Source organism: Serratia sp. CY71090 (assembly GCF_052166845.1).
Taxonomy (GTDB): domain Bacteria; phylum Pseudomonadota; class Gammaproteobacteria; order Enterobacterales; family Enterobacteriaceae; genus Serratia; species Serratia nematodiphila.
Genome location: NZ_JBJNOA010000007.1, coordinates 115,106 through 139,653, shown reverse-complemented (window position 1 = coordinate 139,653; position 24,548 = coordinate 115,106). Strand labels below are relative to the sequence as shown.

Here is a 24,548-nt window from a genome sequence, read left to right as displayed (position 1 = left end):
TAAAATGTCAGGCGGCGACCGAACGCGGCGGATAAATACGGGTCGGCATAAATAAAATCAGCGTGGTCAGTAATAACGCCAGGCCGGCAACCAACAGATAAAGATCGGCGCTGGCCAGAACGTGGCCCTGCCGGGCGGCAAGCTGCGCCAGCTGCTCCGCCGACCCCGATGCGCTGCTGTAGGCCGAGCCAAAACCGTCGGCGATCGTGCCGGCGTGATAGTCTCCGCGCTGTCGGCTGAGCAGCGCGATGGCGCCGCCGGCCGCGGTGGCGGCGAAGCCCTTCACCGCGTTAAACCAGGCCGCCGCAAACGGCCCGTCGGTCGGCAACAGCCCACCGGTCGCCTGCATCAGCAGGGGGATGATCGCCATCGGTTGCGCGACCGCCTGCAACAGCGCGATAACGCGAAACGTGTCGCCGTTCCATTCCGGCGTCAGCTGGGCGGCCAGCACGCAAGCGGTGGCCATCAACAGCAGGCTGATCGCCAGCACCCAGCGGCAATCCACCCGCGGCGTATTGCAAATAATGGCGACAATCGGCAGCGTAATTAATTGCGGCAACGCCACCCACAGCATTAAGTCGGAAGTTTGTTCCTGACGGTAGCCCTGAATCGCGGATAAATATCCCGACGTAATATTGACCAGCGACACCATAATTAACAGCACGCCACCCAGCGTAATTAAGGAGAAGGACAAATTCCTTTTGCTTAATAGCTGCAAATTGAAAAAAGGCAGCGGGTGATACCATTCGTTAATCAGAAATAACGCCAATAATCCGCCGCCGCCCAACAATAAAACGTAGATCAGTGGCGAGTTCAGCCAGTCGAGCCGCTCCCCCTGTGAGATGCCCACCGTCAGCATGCCGAGCGCCATGCCGCCGAGCAGCAGGCCGCGCCAGTTGAACTGCCGCAGGCGCTCCAGCCGCAGCGGATCCTGCGGCAGACCGTAGCCGATACATACAGCGGCAATCGCCATCAGCGGCAGGTTCCAGTAGAAGTACCCGCTCCAACCCCAGTGAAAGGCGAAAGCGGCGGCGGTGGCGCCCAGCGTAGCGCTCCAGGCCGAGACCCAGCCGTAGGCGCCCAGCCCCAACACCTTGATCAGCGGCGGCATAAAACGCAGCACCACCGTCATCAGCATCGGCGGCAACGCGCCGCCGGCGAAGCCCTGCAGGCTGCGCACCGCCAGCAGCACGCCATACGGTTCTCCCAACCAGGGCGTCAGCAGCCCGCCGGCCAGGTAAATGCCGCACATCGTCAACGCCACCCGGCGCAGCGAAAAGGTCGGCCAAAAACAGGGTGTGAACCCGGAACCGATCACAAAGCCGGTAACGTAACAGGTGGTCAGCCAACTGCCGGCATCGAAACTCAGCAGCATGCCGCCCTGTATATCCGCCAGCGCGAACTTGCTGGCGTTTTCCCCCACGCCGCTGGCCATCACCGCCAAAAACACGCCGAACAACCCCAGCCAGGTGCGGCCGTTGATTTCGCCGGCGCTGGCGAGCCACCGATTTTTGTGGTGCGGCGTAACAGACACCTCAACCATTCCCCACTCCTGCTGTTTCAGCCTCAATCTTTGTTGTCGTGGGCAGTATCCGGACTTATTTCGATTGTTTAAAATGAAATGATGTAATTAACTAGTTGCACAAAACGCAATCCATTGAGCGCACCACCACCGGAGAGGCCATGCCGCAAAAAATTGATTTCAACCTGATCTATGCGCTGAATCTGCTGCTGGAAGAAGGGAGCGTGAGCGGCGCCGCCGAGAAGATGAATCTGAGCGCGCCGGCGATGAGCCGCATTCTGGGGCGCATCCGCCGGCAGTTCGACGACCCGATCATGGTCAGAGCCGGCAAGCATCTGGTGCCGACGCCGCGCGCGCTGGAGTTGAAACGCCAGCTCGGCGAGATCATCGAGCAGGCCGCCGCGCTGATCGCGCCGAATGATGCGTTCGAACCCGGCAAGCTGACCAGAACCTTCACCATTCGCGCCAACGACATTTTTATCGGCGCGCTGGCGGGCGGCTTGCTGGAGACGCTGCGGGACATGGCGCCGTTAAGCGGCCTGAAGTTTATCGCTGAAAGCGACGGCGAAGATGACGCGCTGCGCAGCGGCAAGGTGGATCTGGTGATCGGTTCCTCGCGCGACTGGCACCCGGAAATCAAGACGCAGAGCCTGTTCACCAGCACCTTTCAGGCGCTGGTGCGCCCTGGGCACCCAATTATCGGCCGGGTAACGCCCGAAACCCTGACTCATTACCCGCATATCAGCGTCTCCCGCCGCGGGCGCACGCAGGGGCCGATCGACGACGCGCTGCGCGATCTCGGCCTGCAGCGCAACGTCGCCCTGACCCTGCCGGGCTTCCATTCGGCGATGATGCTGACCATGAAATCGGACTTTATCCTGCCGCTGCCGCGCCACGTGCTGCAAGGGGTGAGCAACATCCACCTGCCGTTGGCGGAGATCGAGCTGCCGCTCGAGCTGGAGTCGGTGTTTATCGTGCAGGCCTGGCACCCGCGCCTGGATCGCGATCCGGCGCATCGCTGGCTGCGGCAGACCATCAAGCAGTTCTTTTTGCAGCGGGAGTGAGGGGCTTCGCCGCCCATAATGCCCCTTCAGCGCATTGCGGCACTGCCGCCAGAAGCCTCGCTAGCGGTGAGCCGCGCCCTGCGCTGGCAGGGGTAAGTTTATGGTGATTAACAGCCCTTTGCCGGCCGGCAGACTGGCTGTTATCGTTCCGTGATGGGCAACGCAAATCGCCTTCGCAATGGAGAGCCCGAGGCCGCTGCCGCCGGAATCGCGCGCGCGGGACGTTTCACCACGAGTGAAACGCTCAAATATTTGCGGCAAATAATCCTGTGCAACGCCAGGCCCCGTATCTTGAAAAGCCAACACGATTTCCTGCGTTGTCTGTTCGAGACGAATGCACATTCGATCGCCCTGGCTACAATAACGAAGCATATTTTCGATAAGTATGCTGAATACCTGACCTACCCTGAATTCATCCCCAACAAAATCAAACTGCCCGCTCTCCTTGATGGAGATGGACATGCCCGCAGCCTCCAATTGAGGCTTGAGCCATGCCACTCTTTCCTTTAACACGTTATTGATAGTGAAAACGTTTTTACTCAACTTCAGTTGGCCCGCACTGGCCAGGGAGAGGAAATACAGATCTTCGGTAAGGTAACTCAGATTTTTTAATTGCGTCATCACCATATTCAGCTGTGCCTGACTCGCAGGAAAAACGTTGTCTATCATGCCCTGAAGACGGCCCATAGCCCCGGTCAACGGTGAACGCAGCTCATGCGCCAAAGCGACATGCGACGCCTTTATCTCACGTTCGTACAAAGCGAGCTTGTTAACCATCTCATTGAAATTTATTGAGAATTTTATAATGTCATCAGGACACGCCTGAACCAACTCGGCTTGTTGCTTAAAATTCCCCTGAGCCACGATTTCCGCAACGTCGGTGAGATTGCGAAATTGGGCGGTAAGAGGACGTGCGATGCGCACGCACATCAACGTTATCAATGGAACGACAACGATCAGAAAAATAAGTAGCCACCCCCAATTTAAAGAAGTCAGCGAAGGCGTGCTGTAATCCAGTCCCCAATACGTATCGACGATCTCATGGAACGCCTCTATGTCCAGGCTGGGGTTCTCTCGCAGCATCAAGAATCTTTCGTAAACCGATGCCGGCATTTCATGAATAACATAAAAGTACTGGGCAGCAAAAATCCCCCACATCGCCAGAAGAATGGTAAAAAGCGTCACGATGGCGACAATGACGATGCGAACAGACACCCAAAACAAAAGAGACTTATTTTTGCTCTTCATGATTTGCAAAACCTATAGCCAACGCCGCGCACGTTAAAGATCACGTTATCAACGCCTGCCGCTTCAAGCTTCCGTCTTAGATTATAAACGTGCGTATCCACCACTCTTTCGAGCGCATCACTCTCTGGTAAACATTTTTCAAGCAAAAGCTGGCGGCTTAGCGGCCTCGTTGAAGCTTTCATCAATGTGCTGAGAATGGAAAACTCAGTTAATGTTAAATCCAGAGTGAAAGCGCCGCTCTCGATTGTTAACACTCTCGCCACCATATTGGCGACATCTAATTCTAGCTTTTCCCAGCGCAATATTTCATCACAAGCAATTTGATGCCCGCTGCTTCGCCTTAATACCGCCTGTACGCGAGCCATTACCTCACCAGGGTTATAAGGTTTAACGATATAATCATCCGCACCATAGCGAAGCGCGCCAATTTTATCATGAGGCTCCCCCATCGCCGTGATCATGATAACCGGCGTATTCACCTTTCGTCTGAGAGCTGCCAAAATTTCCGTTCCATTCATATCAGGCAACATCACATCCAGTAATATAATATCGGGCTTCCAGGTCAAAGCCGTATTCAAACCAATCAGCCCGTTCCCCACCACAGCGACATTATAGCCTTCACGTCTAAGATAAGCCTCCAGTACATTTGCCGCATCGATGTCATCTTCAATGACTAAAACTCGTTTATTTTGCATATCATCCCACCCCTGAAGGTTCTTGGCTATTTATTGATTATTAATTGACGGTTAATTGACAAATCATCGGCATACTCCGCCTTGCGTGAACAGTCTTATCATACCGATACACATAATAAAGAGGCTCATAATGTTAGAAAGTAAAATGCTTAAAAATACGTTGGCTCTGCTGATAATATCCAGTATTTCCCCCAGCTATGCAAGTGATAACGAGAAAAGTGGAACGGCATTTACCGTAAGTTTTGGTGCGGTATCATCGCCAAAATACAGTGGTTCAAATGAACAAACCTGGGGAGCCATGCCGCTATTTCATTACCAACAGGATAATTTCTTTGTCGATTCAATGAATGGCGCAGGTTTTCGTTTTCAAAGCGAAAACGGTTTATATTTCATTCCAACGATAGGCTATGATTCTGGGCGAACCGATGAAGATTCAGCTTGGCGTAAAGGCTCAGACGCGCTGAAGGGCATGGGAGATGTCTCGGCAACTGTTAATACGGGCCTAACCTTAGGATGGGCTGTAACACCCTGGCTGGTCTTTGAAGGAAAGGCCACGCTACCGCTGAGTGATGGCCAGGGAATATCTTATGCCACCTCCGTGGACGTCATTCCTGTTAAGGATGACGTGGATGCCATCACGTTAAAATTCAGCGCATTATTTGCAGATTCTCGCTATATGAATACGTGGTATGGGGTCAACAGTACGCAAAGTGCAAACTCGGGTTACTCCCGTTATAACAGCACTGGTGGCTATTACGGCACCGACGTAAGCCTGATCTGGGTGCATCAGTTTAACGAAAACTGGGGCGGGTGGTTTGGCATCAACCATACATGGCTCGGGGATAACGCCGCCAATAGCCCTATCGTTAAACAAAAGGAGGGAACAAGCGGCGCCGTGGCAATAAGTTATACGTTCTAAGTAAGCACGGACCCAATGTGCAAAACTCCCTGAAGCTGCAACGTGAAATTCAGAAGAGTAATGGGACTTTAAAAGGACGCCTCACTCATAACCTTGCCACAATTAAAGTTTCATTACTCTTCAACCAGCGACTCAGTAAAATTTGACTGATGAAGTCAAAAGTTAGGATTTTAACGCTGTTTTCAAACGTTTTAGTAACGGTCTGAATATAAATATTTTAGGAGTGCTAACGCATTGAAGAACATTGTGAAAAGAGCAAGAATTTAAATCACAGGTTATTACACTCGATTCGTTTCCGAGTATGGCAACACCACTGTGAATACCGGAGCATTGCCTTTCATGGCCATGAATCGCGGTGATGAATATTGATGCCAAGAAAGAAATTAACAAAATTGTTTTCACGATGGCCTTCCTCATTACAGCTTAACAAACTTGAATGGTTTATTAACCAAAAGGAAAGCATGCCAAAAAATCATCAACCCACTGTCAATCCACTGCAAAGAAATACTCAACATGGCGCCAAAGTGAAAACACCCCGGTCTTTCATACCCTGATAGCCGGATTAAATATACAGTTACTTATTTTTTGCAAAATGCATAAAACGCTATCAAACCAAGAGTCGATACCGCAAAAACAGGATGAATTTATGTTTCTAAAGATTGCCTATTACCTTTTAACCCTATCATCAACGCTTGCGTTATCCGGCTGCGTTTCGCTTTTCTAATCGTCAGAGGCCTGAATGAAGTCACTCATTTACATTTCTATTCTGTCATCCATTTTCTTACTCAGCGGCTGTTTATCCATCGGCACACACCTGTTCAATAAGTAGTCGCATAATCCCCGCACAGCCAGACAATCCCATTGTCTGGCTGCAAGATCTCATATTCACATAGAAAGACTGTCATTCATGCTGCAAAGCTCGAATAACACAGAAGAGCAAGAGAGACATTGATTGGCGGAAGATCACAGGAGGGATAGTTAAAACCCATCACATTGATATAAAAGGCATTTATAAAAGTTAATTTCTGTATTATACAAATCCTTATACCACCATATTTTAAATGGTCAATTTTCAATCGAATCAAACAAACAGGTACTGATCAAAAAAGATTAATGACAAAACAGGTCACAGGGATCACACCTTTCAATTTTTAACAAAAAATCAATACATTCACCGGTGATTACTTATCAAAAACTCGGCTAAAACCAGTCACTTCAGTGCGTACACTACCACTTCGAACTCCTACAAGAGTGTTACTCTAAATTAAGGATATTCGTGTTCGGCGCTTTACCTAATGGGTTTAACGTAAGTGTCGCATTTGAACCAACAGTCAGGAGTGAACTGTAAGCATCCCGGCTTTAGTTCCATGCACTTTTTGAGATATCCGGTGTTTCAGCCATCAGCCGGTACTCTGCCGGCGTCAGGTTGTTCAGGGATTCATGAGGCCGCTCGTTGTTATATTCCTTCAGCCAGCGCTCTGTAATTTCCCGCGCTTCATTCAGTGTTCTGAACAGATAAAAATCCAGGATTTCTGTTCGGTATGTCCGGTTGAACCGTTCGATAAAAGCATTTTGTGTAGGCTTACCCGGCTTGATAAATTCGAGCTGCACACCATGTTCTTCGGCCCATTGGGCCAGCGCCAGTGAGACCAGTTCGGGCCCGTTGTCCATCCGCATCTTCAGTGGGTAACCACGGTTTGCCACGATCCTGTCCAGCACCCGGACGACTCGCTGAGCAGGGATATTCAGGTCGATTTCTATCGCCAGTGCTTCACGGTTAAAATCATCTACCACGTTGAAGGTCCGGAAGCGCCTGCCGCAGACCAGCGCATCGTGCATAAAATCAATGGACCAGCTCTGGTTCAGCGATCCCGTTGTGGCCAGCGAGGCCGGATTACGCACTGGCAGACGTTGCTTTCCTTTGCGACGAAAATTCAGTTTCAGCAGGCAATAAATCCGGTGAACACGTTTATGGTTCCAGGTGTTGCCCTGTCTGCGCAGTAGTTGGAACAGCTTTTTAAAACCGTATCGTGGATAGCGTTCTGCCAGTTCAGTCAAAGCCCGGATCACCGGTTCATCACGCCGGGTATCGGGCTGATAAAAATACACCGTCCTGCTCAGCGATAATGTCCTGCATGCCTGGCGGATACTCATGGCAAACTGTGCCGCCAGATAACTGACGAGCTCCCGCTTTATCGCTCGCTTTAAAGCTTTTTTTCGATAACGTCTTTCAGGGCCAGACATTCAAGGCTGAGATCAGCAAACATCTGTTTGAGCTGCCGGTTTTCGTCCTCCAGATCCTTCATCTTTTTGATATCAGAAGCTTCCATCCCGCCATACTTTGCTTTCCAGTTGTAATAGGAAGCTTCGGATATTCCCGCTTCGCGGCAAACATCCTTAACGGTACGTCCGGCTTCGACAGACTTCAGAACGGTAATGATCTGGTGCTCGGTGAATCGGGCTTTACGCATGACGATCTCCTCAGGGGACATAATCAGTATGTCGGAAGATCTCTAAAAGTGAATGGTCCGTTTTACCGGGATGCTTACATAATAAGTAGAATCAGGCCATTCGCTGAAGATGCTTCATCGGTGTGTAACCATTCAACGCCATATTGGGTCGTTCGTGATTATAAAAAACCTTGCCACCCGGTGGCTTAGTTTTGTAATTCATCCTGTGATGTAAACAGATGCGGCCCCAGCCAGTCATAACACACAGTCCGTTTGTAACGATCAAAATAAGCATTTCTCCGCGGATTACCCGGCTGAACGAAATCAGTCCTGACTCCTACATAATTATCCATAATATCAAGGTATTACTGGTATATTCTGGACCGGTATCACAGCGGATTGCTTTGGGTTTTCCTTTCCATTCAATGAGTTGTTCCAGTACTCTGACAACCCGAATGGCGGGCTAGAAAAATCGACCTCAATGGTCAGCGCGTCACGGGATAGCCGGAAATGACATTCAGCAGACGGACTGAAAGTCCAGCCGCTCACCGCTCGCGTAGGAAGTCCATCGACCAGTATCCATTGCTGCATTCAGGTACGGCAAGCGGTTAAGGCTTATCCCTTTTCAGCAGTTTTTTGGGGTTTATTCGCATGTTCAGCGATAACTCGCAGTAAATCCGGTACACTGTTTTGTGGTTGAACTTAAAGCTTTTCACGTTACGAGGATACAAAAAACACAGACCAAACCCCCAGTTGTGCTGCCTGTCAGTGATACGAATCATCAAATCGGCAATAACGACATGTTCTTCATTCAACTCAGGTTGGTAGCGATAGCAGCTTTTTCTGTCAGAACCAACAGGCAGGCAAAATGTATGTTGATGCGTCGGCTTCGGACCTCGGTCCAAGTACCAGCTGCTTTCACTGGGAGGGCTGCACCACGTTTTTGCCATGGCCCCCATAATAATACCCGATTTAAGCCGCTCTTCGGCATACATCAGTTTGAGACAACGGTTTTCGTGTTCCAGCTCCTCCAGGGCGGGCGATCATGGAGGCATCCATCCCGCCAAACGGTGAACGCCTCCCATAGAACTGGCATTGTTCATTCCATGCTCGCGGCACAGTACAGCCACAGGCATTCCGATTCGTCTTGCTTCTGGATGACCGAGTTCTATCTGTCTGTAAAACGTGACTTTTTCATAAACATTCGACGGTCCAGTCCACGAGACATTCTTCCTATGCACATACCGGTTTTTCGGGGGGGACTGTCATCACTTCATTTCACCAGATCTACCGTTACCCACATTCCCAATTCAGAACCCACTAAGCTGTCTAGCTAATCCCACGTGGCAGTCACCACAACCGATCCGTTATACGTCCCTGCAAATCTAACATCTGTGTCCACTACACTTATTACGTCCACAGATCCATGGGGAGCCGCGGTAACCGTCGCGGAATAAACTCCATCTCGATTTAAATAAATACCGGATTCGATTTGTTTATTCTCGGTTCGAAGTACCGCGGGGTTGCGGGGTACATCCAGGACCACAGACGCAGTACCATCACATTCCACCCCAAGAGAAACCTTATTCCGACGATAGACCGTACCAACAGAGGCAGTCTGGTGGACGATTTCACCACGCCCTACGATCGAGCATAAAACGGGTTTGGGCACGGCACGCAATGTACAATGATCAGGCCATCCAGGGAGGGTGAATCCATGCTTTCTAAAATGAAACCTCTGCATCTGAGGCCATGTAGTTATACCGACGACAGCAGCATATAAACAAAGAGATTCGTTATCGTCAACATAACTACCAGGAGTCCCTGCTTGCGAGTACGGCACCCTCATACCCGCCTTCATACGTTCGAACACGAGCTCGGCAGTTTCCCGTGGGTCCCCTACACCCTTCCCGGCTATCTGCACCCCCATGCAATAACTTTTCCCGGATAAATCCGATTCTCCGAAGTCCTTACGATATAATGCAGACCGTCTACCAGACCCTGGCTTATCCCATACCTGGCCCATCACCCCGCAGCTCCCCGGTAAACCGTTAACAGCCCCTAATACTGTCGGCCCCCCAATGTATACGGTCACGTATGGAAGAGGTGGTACCTCGTAACCACCTTCCACCACACCCTCACATGTAGCGTCGAACGCCGCGATGGCCGACATCACCACCACGACCCTGATGTCTAGTATTTTTCTCACAGTAGTCCCTGCCTTTGCCAGCTATCGTTTTGAGAGCAATCATTCATCGTCGGAGCATTCCATCTGCCCATATGTTCCAGCGTTTTTCATACGCCTGCACCCGTGCGTCGGATTCTGCCACTGACAGTCCCCGCCCCCGGGCCTGCTCGTAAAGCCGCAGGCGTTGAGTACGGTAATTTTCTAACGCGCGCGGCGCGATGGTGGTGCCCTCAGGGGTAAACCACACGCCCAGCCAGTCAAAACCATGTTCAATTCTCCCCAGTCGAGTTTTGTCGGGGTGGGTTTCAAATCCACCCAAATTAAAAAATCCGTGCAGGCGTTTCACGCAGCGCTTCAGGTGCCAGCGTGTACGGGTAAACAGCAAAAAATCATCCATATAGCGCGAATAAAAGGTTCCTTCCTGCGCGGAAAAATAACTGTCGACATGATGCAATAGACTGGCGCCGATCAGCGGGCTAAGCGCACAACCGCGACAAATGCCGTACCGCGGGGTAAAAATCTCGCCCCCGTCCTCGACGCTGTAATACAAATACTGCTCAATCAGATCGATAAGCACCGGATCATCAATATGCTGCTGCACCAGGCTCAGTACTTGCGCCTTGCGGATATGCCGGTAATAACCGCGGATATCCGTTCGATAAACAAAGGCGTAATCACCGCAGGTGAGTTCACGCCATACATTCTCGACCGACAGTTTACCCCCACCACGCCCTTTGAGGTGAACGCAGCGTTCATGGGTGGGCAGGTCATTTTCCACCCGCAAGCAGACCCATTTCAGCACCAGCGCATCTTGCGCGCTCCATTGCACCCAACTGCGATCGCGATAGCGGTAAAGCTGCATCGGCAGCAAACGGTAATCGCCGTTGCGCACTCGCCGATAAATGGCGGCTCTACGCTCGGCCCAGTGGAAACGCAAATGCCAAATATCCGCATTGGGCGGCGCATGTCGCCGTCGACTCTTCACCCAGCGATAGGCCTCGAGCCAGTCCATATCCGCCTTATTCATATTCCAAGCGGAAGGTGGCAATCGCGCTGAACGGGCCGTGCTCTATGGTGCGGCGAGCGATAGCCTCCGGCTCACCCTGCACATAGGCCAGCACCGTCAGGGTATTATTGCCAGCAACCAGCCGGTATCCCTCACCGGCCTTGTTCAGCGGGAGAGGTTGGCCGCCCTGCGTTTCCATACCGATCGCGATGCCAGACGCCTGGCTGCCCCCCTCAATCGCCAGCAACCCCTTAAGACTCTGGTTTTCCGTTCCGCTGAAGGTCACCTTGACCGTTTTCCCCAGGCTCAAATCGCACTCCCCCAAGCGAATATCGAACGCCTGCCCGTGGGTACGTTCATTGGCGTACAAGTATTTGTCGATCACCGTGCCAAAATCGAGCCTCACATTTTCGTCCCCTGGCGCGATCACACAGGGCTCTGCCACCAATGCGCCATGCAAACGTACATTGTCGGCCAGTGCGGCACAGCTCAGCGCCAATAGCCCGGCAATCAGCGCCGTATTGAGAAACCGCGGATACCCGTTCATTGGTAAACCGCCTTTAGGGTAGCCGTAGCCTCAAATGGCCCTTCTTTTAGCGTCGCGCCCTGGCGTTTTACCGGCACAGCCTCCAAGTGGGGCAGGTTCGTCAGTTGGATGGGTATCGGCTTATTAAGCTCAAACGGGACACCGTTCTGTTTAATCTGAATGGCCAGATCCTTGACACCAGTCACCACCGCCGCCCGATCGTAATCCGCCGAGACGCCAACGATTTCCAGCGTTATTGCCCAAGCCTGCGCGTTGGGATCACAATTGACCTGGTAGTTCATTGGCTGCAAATAATTCACCCCATCGACCTTTTTTATCCCCACGCGATTGCCGAAATCGACGTCCACCAGTCCGCCGTTATTAATCGTGCAGGCAGGGGGTTCGACCAGGGTGCCGAAAAACGTCATGTTCTCCGCCGCCATTCCCGCTCTGCTCAGTGTGCAGCAGGCGAACAACAAGGCAACACCTGAATAAAGTTTCATCGATATTCCACCATCATCGTCGCACCGGCGGAAAAAACTCCGCCGCTGAGTTTGGCGCCAACCCGTTTTACCGGCACAGCCTCAAGCACGGGTAATGCGGGATAATTGAAGTTCAACCATCTATTAATTGGCAGCCGCTTGCCGCTATTAACGTTGAGCAGCTCGATGCCTAAATCTGTTCTATTGGTCTTTAATACCTCGGAATCAAACGTGGCGCCGTTACCTTCAATACGCATCCGTGCAGCGCCGGCCGCGCCTCCCTGGCACTGCACCGCATAGACGATCGGCATTTTTTTATATTCGCCGTCAACGCGGGTGGTCATCACGTCATTACCGAAATTCACTTCAATCAAGTTGTTGTTGTTGATGTCGCACGGCGGCTCCACTACCGTAATCTTGACGGTTACCGTCGCCGTAGCGGTTTTTGCCAGCACCGGTGCGGTTGCCCACCAGCTCGCAAGCGCCAAGCATGCCATAACCAGCGGCAATCGATATACGCGTTCAGCAGCCATCTCTTTCGCCCTAATCATAGTTAAGCCTGAAGTCGATATGGGCCAAATAAGCACCTGCCCGCAACGGAGCCCGCGTCCGTTCCGGCATCAGGCTATAGGTCAGGCTATCTTGCCCCGCCGCCAGCACCAGCGGCGCCCCACGGCTCCCCAGACGAATGTCCCGTCCCTGTGCATCAAGCATCCGTAACCCGATGCCGGAAGCCCCACGCACCCCGATCAATTGCGGATTATCCGTATCCGCCGGTGCAACGAAGCTAACGGAAACCGCAGGTTGATTCAGGTTCCACAGCAGGTTGCCGCTGCGCTGATCGCGACTGTTTGCCGGGCTGCGTAAACAATCCCGCAAACGCAACTGCACCGCCACCGGCGTACCCTGCGCTCCTACCTGCGCCAACCGGGCGGTACCAGTTTCCCCCAGCCACACATCCTGATAAGCCGAGGCCATTTCCAGGCGACAGGCGCTTTCGGTCAAGGCACCACGCACATGCAACACCCCATTGGCACCGTCAACGTTCCCGTTATCTGCCGCGCTGGCCGCGGGCATCAGCGCCAGCATGCTGCCGATCACCACCGGCACCATCATCACCGCAGCCACTCGGGCCAACAGGTATTGCCGTTCAGGGCAAGACAGGAAGCCGCTCCTCTGTTTTCTCTGTTGCATGTTCAGTTCCCTCTTTACGCCCGCTTATCAGCTTGGCTTGACTGGTTTAGCCTTGCACTCGGCCCCGCTACAGCTGAACTGCAACTGTGGGCGGCCGCCGTAATCATTGACGTAGGTCAGTACCGGCGCATTGCCCAGCGCAGACGCCCCCAGATTCAACGTCTCTTTGCTTTTTGGCGCCACCATCAGCGGTTCAAAGCCCTTAGCCCCCACCGCCCCTGGTTTGCTGCTGGCATCCACAATGGTGACGTAATACGGCGTTGGGTTGTTCACCTGAAATTTGTCGCCAAATTTGGTTAGCGTCAGCTGTTCCTGCCAGGGTGCCGCGCTTTCGGCACTGATTAGCGCTTTTGGCCGATAAAACAGTTTGATCCGCGTTTGCAGTGCCAGTTGCAGTGTGTTGGGTTTTTCGCTCTTTGGCGGGATCTCGCGCAGGTTGAAGTAGAACAGCGTCTCACGATCTTGCGCCAACAGGTTGGCAGCCGGTAAAGCCTGTACCTTCATCTGGCTTTTTGCCCCCGGCTCCAGGCGCTGCAATGGTGGCAGTACCGTCAACGGAGTGGTTATTTTATTGCCCTGGGCGTCTTCCACCCAACCTTGCGCCAGGTAAGGCAGTTGTTTGTTCTCGTTGCTAACGCTCAGGCTGGTCGATTTCTCGCTGCCGTTGAACACCACGCGGGTGCGATCCAGCGCTATCGCCGCCTGAGCCTGCTGCAGGCCCAACACACCGGCTAGCAGACCGCTCATCAGCGGAAAAAAGGATTGTTTCATTAGGTTCATCGTTAATTACTCACTTCTTTAAATTCAATAAAATGGCCAGTGGTAGAAAAGCAGCCCCGGCCTGTCTCTGTGGCTAAATAGGTTTTCGTTTCCGTCGTTATTCCGCCGCCGCCTCCGGCAACAGGCGGCACGGCAACAACAGCTTGGCCACATCGCCTGGCGGTATTTGCGCCGGTAATGTCAGCGCGCACTGCGCCCGCCCATCCCATCGCACGGTCATTTCCTCGTTCGGGTTAATGCCGCTCAGGTACACATTGCCGTCGTCGTTAACGATGCCCACATCCTGCTTTTTGTGGTTTTGCACCGTGGCACCAAACGGCGGCGTGGAGCCGTCCGCTAGGCGGATCACCGCCATCGCTTTCTCACCGGCGATCACTTCAAATCGGCGGTAACCAATCGCCCCTTCGGTCAGGGTGGCCTGCACCACTGATCGTGTCGCTTCGGCATTCTCTGGCAACTTGTTTACATCGATGCTGACCCGATTGCGGTAATAACTACCGACATCCGTCACCACCGCCTTGCCGAAGCGGTTGGTACGCGTCACCACGCCATAACCGCCGATCGGAATATCCGCAACGCCGCCGGTGTCCAGCATCATGCGGGTACCGCCAATCATCCCCGATCTGTGCAGCGCCGCGCCTTTCAGGGTGGCGGTGGCGCCCCCTTCCAGCGACAGGCCAGCGGATGAATAGCGCCCTTCCTGATAGCTGGCGTTGGCGTTAACCTGCGCTATATCGCCCTGATGGGTGTAATAACCGCTCGCCGTTGCGCCGTTGCGGGTGATGCCGCTGCTCAACTGATAGCTGTCGCCGTTGTCCAGCCGATCGTAATACCCCACCTGGTGGGTGTTGTCGTTGCGGTCGAAACTGCCGCTGTAACTGAGCGACCCACTGCCGCCCCACGGCATCGACAGCGAGAGATACATGCCGTCATCGTTGACGCCGTTATACTTATTGCGGTACCCCGTCAGCGACAGACTCAGGTTCCTGAACTGGCCAACATCAAAATTGCGCGACAGCGTCAGGGTGTAACGATCGTTCGCCGTACTGTTCCAGTAAGTCTGATGGTTGTAGTTCAGGTAGGCACTTAACCCAAGATCGCGGAAGTGCTGGCTGAAGCTGATGGTGTACATCTCTTTACTGTTCTGGTTACGCGTGCCGTAGGTACGCGCATCCAGATATTCGCTCATCGACATATAGTTCCGTTCCGAGAAGCGGTAACCGGCGAAGGTGACCTGGCTGTCGTACTCGTCGAAGTTTTTCGAGTAGCTCAGCCGGTAGGAGCCGCCGGTCAGGGTGCCGTCCTCCAGTTGTGGCAAGCGTGCCCGCGACTGAGTCACGTCGAACGACAGTGCGCCGAACATCATCAGATCCCGCCCGATACCGACCGCCAGTGCGTTGTAATCACCGCCCGCTACACCGCCACCGTACAGCGACCAGCCGTTGCTGACTCCCCAGGAAAATTCACCGGTCGCAAACAGCGGGCCGTTGGTACTGTGCTTCCAGTCCGAAGGGCGGCCGCTGGCCACTTTGTAGCGCACCGTCCCCGGTCGGGTCAGATACGGGATGCTGGCGGTATCGATACGGAATTCCTGCACGCTGCCGTCCTGTTCTTCCACCCGCACATCCAACTGCCCCGAAACCGCATCGTTGATGTCCTGAATACGGAACGGACCGGATGCGACCTGGGTTTCATACAGCACCCGCCCCTGCTGGCTGATCACCACCTTGGCGTTGGTGCGCGCCACCCCGGTGACCTCCGGCGCATAGCCGCGCAGGTTCGGCGGCAACATGCTGTCGTCGCTGATCAGGCTGGCACCGGTAAAGCGGAAGCTATCGAAGATGTCGGAATACAGGTAGTTCTCACCAACCGACAGCTTTGCCCCCAAATGCGGTATTGCGCGATAGGCGTAATAACGGCTCCAGTCCCAATTTTGGCGTGTGCCCTCACCGCTGCCGGTTTGATGATCCAGCCGTGTCTGCCAGTCCGCCCGTAACCGCCATGCCCCGAGGTTTGCGCCCAGCGTACCGTTGCCGCTGAGGTTATACCCCTGCTGCCCGCGTTGCTGTTGCCGCTGGGTCTGCGCGTTGAGGTAATAATCCAACAGCAAGCCCGGCACGCCCTCATCCCAACGCGACGGCGGATCCCAGTTATCGGCGGCATATTCCAGGTAGGCCTGCGGCACGCTCAGGGTCAGGCTGGCGGTACCTAAATCGCCGCGCACCGCGGTGCCCGGCAGGCTCTCCAACGATAAGCACTCGCCCTGATGCCACCAGGTCAGCTTTTCTTTCATGTCTGGTTTTAAGCCAAATTGTTCCACCATTGCCGTGCTGATACATGCAGCGCTATCGTTCGCGTCCTGTTCCGCCGGGTAAAAAATAACACTTTGCTCAGGCAACTCCTGCTTATTAACACGCACTAGCATCATGTAATCGCCCGGCATGATATAACCGCCACGCGAGAACTGGCCCAGGTCAATATTATCGCGATCTTTAACATCCAGAACGTCAGTATTGAACTGCACCTCTTCCGCACTGGCGTAATACCCAAACAAACCCAATGCGCAGGCAATATAAATACCCACAGCACGCGGGCGGAAGGGCAATAAAGTCCAGCTCGGCATCATCATGCTTATCAATCCCTTTTATTCTTATTTTTACGCCAAGGCTATCAATGCAAACCCTCTTTATTTCCACGAAAAGGAAATAAGTAAAAGGCACACCCTGTGAATTAAAATTTAATGTTTAACGCATCGCTAGAATCTATTCAGTAATAATCCATTTTAAATTTAATACTCGAAGTGTATTCCCCACTGCGTAATAACTGTTGATTACTGACCAGTCGCAGCGAATAATTTAATTCTCTGTTCCCTTCGGTAATGTCCAGCAACGGCGTTGGGTTGCCTGGCGAAACGATATTGCCTTCGCTGTCGGCAAGTTGTAGCGCAACCCCGCGCGCTTGCCCATCGACACCGAATAATCCATTATCCTCCCGACCATCAAATGTCACCTGAAATCGTTGCCACTTCGGTAAATTTTCATCTATGCGATCCAAAACACAATTAACCAGGCGAATACTGAAGGGTCGGGTAGCACCTTTCCCATCACGCATTATTTGGCTCAACGGCACCGTGGACATATCAATAGTCTGATCTCGGCTGTCGGTATCAATGGCGCAGGCCGTTTCTATTACGGCACCTTGCATGTTAACCCGCCCCCAACCTGCCGCAGCCAGGCTGCTCTCCATAGGTAACAGCATTAACAGGCAAAACGCCGAATAACGCATTTTTAGCCTTTTCATCTCATTATTCTCCTGCACGCCACCCTGACAAGAATGCATGCGGGCCTCTGCCCGCATGCATGATTAATCCAGTCAATAAATCAAATTATTTGTAGTTCAGGATGAAGTTAGCCACGCTCTGGAATTTACCCGGAACGATAGATTTATCATCGCCGCCGTCGCCTTTCAGATAAGCGCTGAAGGCCAGAGTTGCTTCTGTGGCACCCGCGCTGATCAGTTGGCCCGTGGTAGGTTTGCCCAGTTCAATGACATTATTGCTACCATCGGTAATCGCAATGCTGGCGCCTTTGGCATCGCCCGTCATACCCAGCAGGCCATTTTTGCCAGCCGCACCGTCAAAGGTGGTGGTCACGGTTTTAGCGGTGTCCAGGCTGCATTTTTCCAGATGGATTTCAAACGGTTTCGGGTCAGAGTTACCACCATTAAGCAGGGAAACGTTAGACACTGAGCCCAGATCTACAGTCTGATCAATAGACTTAGGGTCAATTGAGCAAGGTGCATCAATAATGGAGCCGGTGAAGGTCACTTTACCGTGTCCTTGATCAGCAGCCTGTGCGCCAGAAATAGTGCCGAATGCCAATACTGCTGCCATCATAATTTTATTCAATTTCATTTCTACTTTATCCTTAATTAAGGTCATTTCCCATTTGTGTGAAGTCGCCATGTATTCAGATTCACACAACCGGCCCATGGAATAGGAAACTTACGCCTCCGTTCTCAAGGCCGTGTTATCACTACCGGCAACTGGAAATCATGATATCGACAAAAAAACACAATAGCTAAATAATCTAATTAATTGCAATTAATTAGATTAAAACTCCAAAATCACAAAAAATTAAAATAAAATTAAGAATATAAAACCAATGATTTGAATTAATTAAAAAATAACACTCCTTTAAATTCAATGTCATTTCAGGTGGTGAATAATTTTTCTAAAGGGTGTTGACTACAAGTGTTAACCTCCCTTAGATTCCCCCTCACTACCCAAGCAAGACTATTCTTATCATTGACTAATTTTATGCTTACGCACCAGAATTAAACAGGTATCCAAATGAAATATATAATAAATCTCACCCTGATTTTCGATCCGGACAGTCAATTGTTGATGCTTAAGAACGATAACTTACTAACGGTAGGGTTATCTAATCCGGCTACACGGTTATTAAGCGAGCTGATAAGGAATAATAAAATTGAATTAACGCGTGAAGCGCTGATCAAGCACGTCTGGGAGGATTATGGGTTTTCTCCGTCCAGCGCCACATTGAGCAACCATATCAGTGAGCTGAGAAAAGCCTTTGAAGCACTTGGGCTAAGCAAAGACATACTGATCACCGTGCCGCGGATAGGCTTTAAAATGGATGCGGAAATCCACCCGGAGACCAAGCCGCCAAAGGAATCGCTATCGGCTGAACAGATGGATCTTCTGCCGCCGATAAGTCAGCAGGCGACAGAGGTAAACATCGTCGCGGGCGATGTGGCCGTAAGTTCGAAAAAACCATCACGCAAAATGAAAATGGCGGCATTGTCTCTCCTTCTTGCCCTGGGCGTCACCGCGGCGGCGACGACGTGGTTAACCCTGAGCAAAAATGAACAACCCGCACTCATCGGGACTCAGGATAAATGTCGGATCTTTACTCTGGGTGAAGGGAAACCTGAGCCCGATCAAGCAGGTCGAGTGAAAAAGATGCTGGCTGATGAAGAGGTCGATTGCACGCAGACCGATCGGGACATTTACTATATGGAAGCGCGCCCTGCCAACAACTTGCTTAAGGTGTCTTTTATGGCCGCTTGCGCCAAAAACAGCGATATGAGCTATACAAACTGTAACAACTTCAAACAGGTTGAGTAGGTTTACATGAAAAAGATTGTGATCGTTTTATCGAGCGTCATCATCGTTGTCTTGAGTGGCGCTTTTGTTTATCGCCACCACGAGAGCTGGAAACCTTTTCGCTGTAACACGCATTTGAGTTCGCACATCGTTTCAAAAGAGGGTAAAACGCTTGAACTTAATCTGGATATCAGCGTCGTCACCGCCCATAAAGGCAGCAGTGAATTGCTCGCGGTGGGCTCCCTCAAAGATCCTGATAATAGTTATGTTATTTCCAGGCGTCTTTTCATGGTCATTAAGCAATCTGATTTTAAAGGCTACTCGAAAACCATGATCACCCGGGAAGAGCACCACCCCATAGATAGCCTACCAGACCACCTCTGGCAACAGTATGTATTGCCAGAAGCACCCGGCATCGCTTTCTATATGGAAACCAAGAGATTAAATGATGAAGCCTATTTTATTAAAGGACTAACCAACCCCCATTTTGTTTGCGTGAAAACACCAGATTAACTTCATAAACAGGCTTAATCACCTGTCATTAATTGATTAAGCCACTTTAGAGCCTCACGCCCCCTGCAGCCCAACTATCTAATACCCCCCCCACACAACCAAATTCACAGAGAAAAAATCTAATAAAAACTAGATTATAAAAAACTATCACCAATCATGACCATTAAACATCGTTAACTTGAACAGAACACTTCTCGTTGGTTAGTCTATGGCTGATTCTGATTAGTCGATAAGTACATACCAAACTAAGTACATACATAACAATGATAATCGGAATCTAAAAATAAATTAATGACCAGGGCAAAAAACGAAAACCAGAGCGCAGAGCACATGACCGGTACGAAAAATGGCACCATAAAGACAACATTGGCCATCCGCATAATCGACGATGATAGCTTTTACACCATAGGGCTCATTAAGGCACTATCCAACCATTTAAAACATAGAAACATTCGTTTTTACACTGGTACCTGTGCGGGAATAGCTGCTGATATTGTCTTTCAGGCCATTCGCTGCGGTACATTAATCTCACCTGGCAATCGACCAGGGGGCCACAGTGCAACACTTTATTTTGCCATCGCGGAAAGAAAAGATGCTCACCTGCAGCATCTCTATCGTGGCCTGGCCAAGTCCAATATCTTATACCGGCATCAATCGGTGAACAGCGTGTTGCAGCTTATTGGGAACACCCTACTTGCCCCGCAACCTTCGCCCGAAAGAACGCGACAAGGCAGCAAAGTTTGCCACCACGAATCACTCACACCGCGTGAGCAAGAAGTTCTGTATCAACTCCAGCAGGGAAAAACACATGCCGGCGTTGCCAGCCTCTTGGGCATTAAGGAGAAGACCATAAGCTCGCACAAACGCGCAGCGATGAAAAAATTGAATTTTAAGCGAACTAACGAACTGTTCCATTGGATGCTACAAGGCGGTTTAACCAGCCATCAACAACGAAAAGGAAATTGAACATGAGCCATTCGTCTCTACCCATCACGGCAGTATTGATGGGCGTACTGTTGGTAAGCGGTTGCCAGTCCACCAAAACGCCTCAGATAAAAACCGCCTCGGCCAGCACGTTGCAGGATGAAAAGGTCAAGCGTGAAACCCAGGATTTAAAGCAGTGCCAACAGAATTTAAACGCACTGGGGACGCTGAAAACGGCGGATTACCCGACTAAAAAACAGGTGTTCGACAACCTGATGTCCGGCGCTTCGCAATATGCCGGTGTGCGCCCCCAGGTCAACGAGCGCACGCAAGAGACCGTTGATGCCCTCTATCGTTATCAGGTGAGCTATCAATGCGCCGAGATTAATCAGGCATTGCTTACCGAACTGGCGAAACGCGGCGGTGCGATAAAATGATCGTCTGGAAACGGCTGACCTACCGTTTTTTGGCCTGCCTGGCTGGGGGGATGCTGCTGCCCGCGGCTTCATCGGCGCCAAGCAAGGGTAATGCCGATATTCCGGCCTTGCTGCAGTTTGCCGAGCAATACAGCGACAAAGGCTACCCGGCAGAAAAAGCCCCTGCCGCGCGGGATCGCCCTCGCACCGAAAAACACCCAACCCCAAGCCCCGAGAAAGGTAAGCCCGACAACAAACCGCCAGTACAGCGCGAATCCTGGCGAATGAAGGATAAGGCTATCGAGCAACAGCGCACGGAAATAGCCCAGCTAAAATTACAGATAACCCGTCTGCGACAAAACGCCGTAACGGCAACGCCGGATTGGGCCGCGCTATCCCAACTGGCGCAAAGCTTGCGCCAGGCGTTGGGGGTGACACCGACAGAGCGTCAGGCAAAAGCCAACCTGGTACAGATACAGCAGCGGTGGGATCAGGATCGGGCGGTATTGCAGCAACAGTTGTCCAAAGCAAAAGCAGAAAACCAGGCCTTATCAGCGGCAGCCAACCAGCAAAAAAATTGGCTGCTGGAAGCAGAAAAGCGCGACGTGGTGCTGCGGGAACAGCAAGCTGAATGGCGGTCACAGCGTCAACTGATGCAAACCGAACTGGATGAAACCGTTAAGAAACTGGCAGATACGCGAGCCGACATGGCTTCTTTGCAAGCGCGAAGCCCCCTTCTGGTGACGGCCGATGCGCTCAAAGGCGCACAACCGCGTGAGGATTACGCCGCAGGCGTTTCACTGGGAGAGGAAATTCTGCAAATGCAGGAAGAACGGCAGCGTTGGGGAGTGAGATCGGAGAAGGGAATGCTCTTGGCTGGCATTGCAGATGCCTTTGCGGGCAAGCGGATGTTGCCGGATGATGAACTCAATAACATCCTGGCCACCGCCGAGGAAAAGGTGGTATCCGCAAGAGAAAAAATCAGCGCAACCCAACGGCAAAAAGGCGCGGCCTATCTAGGGGAGTTCAAGAAAGATAAGCGCGTTCACCGGGCATCGTCCGGGTTCTGGTACCGTATCGACTATGCGGGCGATGCGAAGATCCCCGCTACCGCCTCGGTGGATATGGTGGTAAAAGAAACGCTGGTCGACGGCACCGTGGTGCAAGATATGGAAGCAACTGGCGCCACGCTGTCGCAGCCGGTGGCGGATTTCCCACCGTTGTTTAAAGAGGCCATTTCGCTGCTGCAAAACCACGGTACGATGACCCTGGTGGTTCCTCCTGAACAGGCTTACGGGGAGAAAGGCTACCCACCGAAAGTTCCCCCCAACGCCACCATGATCTACACCTTGCGCATAGCGGAGGTATACCCACCCGCTCAAGCTAAAACACGGCCCTAGCCCTGATATCTCTCGTGAATTTAATAGGGCTATCAGGCTGATGCGCAACCTATCAATGACAGATAAAACCTAGTATTGCGATTAAATTAAATTAAATTAAATTAAATTACAAAAATAAACGCCTTCAGAATCGAGCTGCCATCAATACATTGTTAAAATAAATATTAATTATAAAAATTATTTCCTCAAATTATAAAAATTACATAATAACAAATCAAAAAAACCATCCTATTGATGTTGACTTTAATGAGGACAAAAAACATGATTAACGCCACAGACAATTAGAAGCTTCAGCACCCGTAATAGGCTAGCTATTGAATGCACCACCATTAGCCGGCTATACATTTATGGCAGTGATTTCAACCCAGGTTACGTAGAGGGCTATCCGGCCCATTATTTTTATTTTCCCTTACGCCTATGCGTAAATATGCCCCTAACCGAGGAGTTGTTATGTCGGACCATCAAGTCACCTGTATCAGAAAATCCGATCGCCAAAACGCGCATGAGCGCATTCAGGCTATCGGCGGCGTCAATGCTGATGGCATCCGTTGGTCTCTGTCCCAAGCAGACGCCATTGCCGGTATCGAGGCGGGCACCTGGCGCTTTTGGGTCACCGCGAATGGCCATTCCGTCTGGGTGATTGTCTCAATCAGCGCGGCGGGGAATAAATACCTCAAAACGCAAAATGACGGCGAACACCCCAATAACCTGCTCAGCCTGCCGGAATGCCCCTGACGTCACCCGAGTGTCATGACTGATACGGTGTGTGGGCCTGCTTGCGGCCCATCGCTTCCCCCCTTTTTATTATTGGCCGCTGTGGCGTTCTCACGCCCGCAGTACAGCGGCCCCCATAGCATAAGGAAATACTATGTACGGTTCCGCTACCGCCAGAAGCCTGCCGGCAGGAAAAAAGCAGCGTATCGCCGATTTATTATCGCAAATTATTGAAACGCTGGATCTCACCAAAACCCAATACGCCAACATCAAAAGCGCCTATAACGGGGTCGGCACCTTCCTGTCTGAAGGCGACGATCCGCTATTGCAAGATGCCGTTATTTACCCGCAGGGCAGCGTGCGGCTCAACACCACCGTTAAGCCCAAAAATGAAGAGCAATACGATATTGACCTGATTTGTTATCTGCCCCATGCCACCCAGGCGGATTATACCGGCGTAATATCGGCCATTCGCCGGCGACTGGAGTCGCATAACACTTATAAAGATCTATTAAGCGATTTACCCCGTGGATTCCGTATCAACTATGCCGGAGATTATCATCTGGATATCACGCCGGGCCGCGATCACACCGGCGCACAACATCCGGGCCAGCCGCTGTGGGTCGTAGATGCGCAAACCGCCTGGAAGGAGTCCAACCCCAGCGGCTACGCCGAGTGGTTCGATAGCAGCGCCAGCGTGCAGCCCCTCCGCACCATTCTGGTCATGGATTCCGCCAGCCGCGTGGGCACCGAGGCGCTGCTCCCGCTGCCGGACAGCACCGACAAAAAATTGCTTAATCGCATCGTACAAATTCTCAAACGCCACCGTGACGAATGGGCCGTCGAGCAGGATGACCTCCAGCAGCGCTGCCGCCCAATTTCGGTCATCATCACCACGCTGGCTTGCCATGCCTACAACCACATCATTGCGGCCAGGCGCGCCTACGACAACGACCTGGATATTCTGTTAGACGTACTGGAACTGATGCCGGATTTCATCGTGTCGACGCAGGGAGAGTTCCAGGTCAGCAACCCGCACATGCCGGAGGAAAACTTCGCCGAGAAGTGGAACCGCTCAGAGCAGGATGAGGGCCCTCAGCGCAGTGAAACCTTTTACCAGTGGCATGCCGCGGCCCAGGCGACGTTTAACACCATCGCCGCCAGCGTGGGGGAAGATAACCTGTTCCTGAGCCTCGAAGACAGCTTCGGCAAAACGCCGGTCGATGTCGTCAGGCAACGACTGATGGAGCATATGCAGTCGGCCAGAGAACAAGGCAGCCTGCATCTTGATAAGAAAACCGGCGGGCTGATCGCCACCGGCCTCGCCAGTACGGCAGCCCATGCCAGCGTGCCTAAAAACACCTTCTACGGTGAATAAC

22 protein-coding genes and 1 pseudogene are annotated in these 24,548 nt (G+C 52.0%); 9 read left to right on the top strand and 14 right to left on the bottom strand.

Annotated elements, in window-relative coordinates; translation table 11 throughout:
• Positions 1-7: 7 nt before the first annotated feature.
• On the bottom strand, positions 8-1,543 hold the full coding sequence (locus ACJ8OK_RS14760) for an MFS transporter (protein WP_135637693.1): 1,536 nt from the start codon (positions 1,541-1,543) through the stop codon (positions 8-10).
• A gap of 140 nt (positions 1,544-1,683) precedes the next feature.
• Between ACJ8OK_RS14760 and ACJ8OK_RS14755 the strand changes: the two genes are divergently transcribed.
• Complete coding sequence (locus ACJ8OK_RS14755) at positions 1,684-2,586, top strand: LysR family transcriptional regulator (RefSeq protein WP_031299766.1); 903 nt, start codon at positions 1,684-1,686, stop codon at positions 2,584-2,586.
• A 60-nt stretch (positions 2,587-2,646) separates the two neighbouring features.
• On the opposite strand, the gene ACJ8OK_RS14750 is transcribed toward ACJ8OK_RS14755, so the two are convergent.
• Together ACJ8OK_RS14750 and ACJ8OK_RS14745 are read right to left on the bottom strand one after the other, a co-directional pair.
• On the bottom strand, positions 2,647-3,834 hold the full coding sequence (locus tag ACJ8OK_RS14750; protein ID WP_411750433.1) for a sensor histidine kinase: 1,188 nt from the start codon (positions 3,832-3,834) through the stop codon (positions 2,647-2,649).
• Entirely contained in the window at positions 3,831-4,529 is a 699-nt protein-coding gene (locus tag ACJ8OK_RS14745; RefSeq protein WP_317522370.1) for a response regulator, read from the bottom strand. The genes ACJ8OK_RS14750 and ACJ8OK_RS14745 overlap by 4 nt, the downstream gene beginning before the upstream one ends.
• Before the next feature lie 130 nt (positions 4,530-4,659).
• On the opposite strand from ACJ8OK_RS14745, the gene ACJ8OK_RS14740 reads away from it, so the two are divergent.
• On the top strand, positions 4,660-5,448 hold the full coding sequence (locus ACJ8OK_RS14740; protein WP_213929472.1) for a MipA/OmpV family protein: 789 nt from the start codon (positions 4,660-4,662) through the stop codon (positions 5,446-5,448).
• 1,359 nt (positions 5,449-6,807) lie between these two features.
• Here the strand turns inward: ACJ8OK_RS14740 and ACJ8OK_RS14735 are convergent.
• The 11 genes and pseudogenes from ACJ8OK_RS14735 to ACJ8OK_RS14685 all read right to left on the bottom strand — a co-directional run bounded on the left by ACJ8OK_RS14735 (position 6,808) and on the right by ACJ8OK_RS14685 (position 17,987).
• A protein-coding gene (locus ACJ8OK_RS14735; RefSeq protein ID WP_176326444.1) for an IS3 family transposase occupies positions 6,808-7,919 on the bottom strand; the annotation gives its coding sequence in 2 pieces (ribosomal slippage) (positions 6,808-7,658 and positions 7,658-7,919; 1,113 coding nt in all).
• 91 nt (positions 7,920-8,010) lie between these two features.
• Positions 8,011-9,096, bottom strand: a pseudogene (locus tag ACJ8OK_RS14730) (DDE-type integrase/transposase/recombinase).
• Positions 9,097-10,150: 1,054 nt separating this feature from the next.
• Positions 10,151-11,098 (bottom strand): reverse transcriptase domain-containing protein, encoded by a 948-nt coding sequence (locus tag ACJ8OK_RS14725; RefSeq protein WP_255201735.1) that lies wholly within the window; start codon positions 11,096-11,098, stop codon positions 10,151-10,153.
• A 7-nt stretch (positions 11,099-11,105) separates the two neighbouring features.
• Positions 11,106-11,639 (bottom strand): fimbrial protein, encoded by a 534-nt coding sequence (locus ACJ8OK_RS14720; protein WP_176326446.1) that lies wholly within the window; start codon positions 11,637-11,639, stop codon positions 11,106-11,108.
• Positions 11,636-12,121: a fimbrial protein gene (locus tag ACJ8OK_RS14715; protein WP_176326447.1), complete on the bottom strand. Its 486-nt coding sequence runs from the start codon at positions 12,119-12,121 to the stop codon at positions 11,636-11,638. The genes ACJ8OK_RS14720 and ACJ8OK_RS14715 overlap by 4 nt, the downstream gene beginning before the upstream one ends.
• Positions 12,118-12,633: a fimbrial protein gene (locus tag ACJ8OK_RS14710; protein ID WP_255201736.1), complete on the bottom strand. Its 516-nt coding sequence runs from the start codon at positions 12,631-12,633 to the stop codon at positions 12,118-12,120. The genes ACJ8OK_RS14715 and ACJ8OK_RS14710 overlap by 4 nt, the downstream gene beginning before the upstream one ends.
• Before the next feature lie 10 nt (positions 12,634-12,643).
• Complete coding sequence (locus tag ACJ8OK_RS14705; RefSeq protein WP_411292231.1) at positions 12,644-13,294, bottom strand: fimbrial protein; 651 nt, start codon at positions 13,292-13,294, stop codon at positions 12,644-12,646.
• A 27-nt stretch (positions 13,295-13,321) separates the two neighbouring features.
• Positions 13,322-14,065, bottom strand: coding sequence for a fimbria/pilus periplasmic chaperone (locus ACJ8OK_RS14700; protein WP_276529439.1), 744 nt, complete (start codon positions 14,063-14,065; stop codon positions 13,322-13,324).
• Positions 14,066-14,171: 106 nt separating this feature from the next.
• Positions 14,172-16,703 (bottom strand): outer membrane usher protein, encoded by a 2,532-nt coding sequence (locus tag ACJ8OK_RS14695; RefSeq protein ID WP_217904332.1) that lies wholly within the window; start codon positions 16,701-16,703, stop codon positions 14,172-14,174.
• Positions 16,704-16,840: 137 nt separating this feature from the next.
• Positions 16,841-17,374, bottom strand: a complete 534-nt coding sequence (locus tag ACJ8OK_RS14690) for a fimbrial protein (protein ID WP_147827628.1) — start codon at positions 17,372-17,374, stop codon at positions 16,841-16,843.
• Positions 17,375-17,459: 85 nt separating this feature from the next.
• Positions 17,460-17,987: a fimbrial protein gene (locus ACJ8OK_RS14685; protein WP_164096045.1), complete on the bottom strand. Its 528-nt coding sequence runs from the start codon at positions 17,985-17,987 to the stop codon at positions 17,460-17,462.
• A 438-nt stretch (positions 17,988-18,425) separates the two neighbouring features.
• On the opposite strand from ACJ8OK_RS14685, the gene ACJ8OK_RS14680 reads away from it, so the two are divergent.
• From ACJ8OK_RS14680 to ACJ8OK_RS14650, 7 genes are all read left to right on the top strand, one after another.
• Positions 18,426-19,223 (top strand): winged helix-turn-helix domain-containing protein, encoded by a 798-nt coding sequence (locus ACJ8OK_RS14680; protein WP_147827629.1) that lies wholly within the window; start codon positions 18,426-18,428, stop codon positions 19,221-19,223.
• A gap of 6 nt (positions 19,224-19,229) precedes the next feature.
• Positions 19,230-19,715, top strand: a complete 486-nt coding sequence (locus ACJ8OK_RS14675; RefSeq protein WP_147827630.1) for a hypothetical protein — start codon at positions 19,230-19,232, stop codon at positions 19,713-19,715.
• Between the two features lie 330 nt (positions 19,716-20,045).
• Positions 20,046-20,681 carry a helix-turn-helix transcriptional regulator gene (locus ACJ8OK_RS14670; protein ID WP_176326449.1) on the top strand — a complete coding sequence of 212 codons (636 nt, stop codon included), beginning with the start codon at positions 20,046-20,048 and terminating at the stop codon, positions 20,679-20,681.
• A 2-nt stretch (positions 20,682-20,683) separates the two neighbouring features.
• Entirely contained in the window at positions 20,684-21,076 is a 393-nt protein-coding gene (locus ACJ8OK_RS14665; protein ID WP_147827632.1) for a hypothetical protein, read from the top strand.
• The gene (locus ACJ8OK_RS14660; protein WP_442530657.1) at positions 21,073-22,455 is read left to right on the top strand and encodes an FKBP-type peptidyl-prolyl cis-trans isomerase N-terminal domain-containing protein; all 1,383 of its coding nucleotides are present in this window, start codon (positions 21,073-21,075) and stop codon (positions 22,453-22,455) included. The genes ACJ8OK_RS14665 and ACJ8OK_RS14660 overlap by 4 nt, the downstream gene beginning before the upstream one ends.
• A 450-nt stretch (positions 22,456-22,905) precedes the next feature.
• The gene (locus ACJ8OK_RS14655; RefSeq protein ID WP_442530656.1) at positions 22,906-23,190 is read left to right on the top strand and encodes a DUF3892 domain-containing protein; all 285 of its coding nucleotides are present in this window, start codon (positions 22,906-22,908) and stop codon (positions 23,188-23,190) included.
• 133 nt (positions 23,191-23,323) lie between these two features.
• Complete coding sequence (locus ACJ8OK_RS14650; protein ID WP_289528288.1) at positions 23,324-24,547, top strand: nucleotidyltransferase domain-containing protein; 1,224 nt, start codon at positions 23,324-23,326, stop codon at positions 24,545-24,547.
• Position 24,548 lies beyond the last annotated feature (1 nt).

Coding starts and splice junctions, on each gene's coding strand:
- ACJ8OK_RS14755 (WP_031299766.1), top strand. CDS start 1,684: ATGCCGCAAAAAATTGATTTCAACCTGATCTATGCGCTGAATCTGCTG.
- ACJ8OK_RS14680 (WP_147827629.1), top strand. CDS start 18,426: ATGAAATATATAATAAATCTCACCCTGATTTTCGATCCGGACAGTCAA.
- ACJ8OK_RS14660 (WP_442530657.1), top strand. CDS start 21,073: ATGATCGTCTGGAAACGGCTGACCTACCGTTTTTTGGCCTGCCTGGCT.
- ACJ8OK_RS14650 (WP_289528288.1), top strand. CDS start 23,324: ATGTACGGTTCCGCTACCGCCAGAAGCCTGCCGGCAGGAAAAAAGCAG.
- ACJ8OK_RS14690 (WP_147827628.1), bottom strand. CDS start 17,374: ATGAAAAGGCTAAAAATGCGTTATTCGGCGTTTTGCCTGTTAATGCTG.
- ACJ8OK_RS14665 (WP_147827632.1), top strand. CDS start 20,684: ATGAGCCATTCGTCTCTACCCATCACGGCAGTATTGATGGGCGTACTG.
- ACJ8OK_RS14670 (WP_176326449.1), top strand. CDS start 20,046: ATGACCGGTACGAAAAATGGCACCATAAAGACAACATTGGCCATCCGC.
- ACJ8OK_RS14705 (WP_411292231.1), bottom strand. CDS start 13,294: ATGCAACAGAGAAAACAGAGGAGCGGCTTCCTGTCTTGCCCTGAACGG.
- ACJ8OK_RS14715 (WP_176326447.1), bottom strand. CDS start 12,121: ATGAAACTTTATTCAGGTGTTGCCTTGTTGTTCGCCTGCTGCACACTG.
- ACJ8OK_RS14685 (WP_164096045.1), bottom strand. CDS start 17,987: ATGAAATTGAATAAAATTATGATGGCAGCAGTATTGGCATTCGGCACT.
- ACJ8OK_RS14745 (WP_317522370.1), bottom strand. CDS start 4,529: ATGCAAAATAAACGAGTTTTAGTCATTGAAGATGACATCGATGCGGCA.
- ACJ8OK_RS14750 (WP_411750433.1), bottom strand. CDS start 3,834: ATGAAGAGCAAAAATAAGTCTCTTTTGTTTTGGGTGTCTGTTCGCATC.
- ACJ8OK_RS14720 (WP_176326446.1), bottom strand. CDS start 11,639: ATGAACGGGTATCCGCGGTTTCTCAATACGGCGCTGATTGCCGGGCTA.
- ACJ8OK_RS14655 (WP_442530656.1), top strand. CDS start 22,906: ATGTCGGACCATCAAGTCACCTGTATCAGAAAATCCGATCGCCAAAAC.
- ACJ8OK_RS14760 (WP_135637693.1), bottom strand. CDS start 1,543: ATGGTTGAGGTGTCTGTTACGCCGCACCACAAAAATCGGTGGCTCGCC.
- ACJ8OK_RS14725 (WP_255201735.1), bottom strand. CDS start 11,098: ATGGACTGGCTCGAGGCCTATCGCTGGGTGAAGAGTCGACGGCGACAT.
- ACJ8OK_RS14710 (WP_255201736.1), bottom strand. CDS start 12,633: ATGGCTGCTGAACGCGTATATCGATTGCCGCTGGTTATGGCATGCTTG.
- ACJ8OK_RS14675 (WP_147827630.1), top strand. CDS start 19,230: ATGAAAAAGATTGTGATCGTTTTATCGAGCGTCATCATCGTTGTCTTG.
- ACJ8OK_RS14700 (WP_276529439.1), bottom strand. CDS start 14,065: ATGAAACAATCCTTTTTTCCGCTGATGAGCGGTCTGCTAGCCGGTGTG.
- ACJ8OK_RS14695 (WP_217904332.1), bottom strand. CDS start 16,703: ATGATGATGCCGAGCTGGACTTTATTGCCCTTCCGCCCGCGTGCTGTG.
- ACJ8OK_RS14740 (WP_213929472.1), top strand. CDS start 4,660: ATGTTAGAAAGTAAAATGCTTAAAAATACGTTGGCTCTGCTGATAATA.